The 295-nt window shown below is 61.4% G+C and carries 1 protein-coding gene; it reads left to right on the top strand.

Translation table 11 applies throughout. From position 1 onward, the window contains the following. Positions 1 to 16 precede the first annotated feature (16 nt). On the top strand, positions 17 to 295 hold a 279-nt coding region (locus SREC43747_RS20085; RefSeq protein ID WP_201768735.1), incomplete at its 3' end, for a tetratricopeptide repeat protein.

Genomic DNA, 295 nt, shown 5'->3' with positions numbered 1-295 from the left:
CCCTGAAGCTGATTCTGTGGAAACTGCGGGATGGACTGCGGATCTCGCCATCGCCCTTGCTCAACAAGGTCGTGTGGAGGAGGCGTTGAAGGCGTCTACTGAGACGGTGGGGATTCGTCGGGAGTTGGCCGAGGCGCGTCCGGATGCTTTCCGTCCTGATCTCGCGGCGTCGTTGACCAACCAGGCCAGCTTCTTGGCTGGTCTTGGTCGTGTGGAGGAGGCGTTGAAGGCGTCTACTGAGGCGGTGGGGTTTTATCGGGAGTTGGCCGAGGCGCGTCCGGATGCTTTCCGTCTT

It is taken from the genome of Saccharopolyspora rectivirgula DSM 43747, assembly GCF_000497205.1.
Taxonomy (GTDB): Bacteria; Actinomycetota; Actinomycetes; order Mycobacteriales; family Pseudonocardiaceae; genus Saccharopolyspora; species Saccharopolyspora rectivirgula.
The sequence above is the reverse complement of the archived record's forward strand: the minus strand, read 5'-3'. Positions and strand labels throughout refer to the sequence as shown.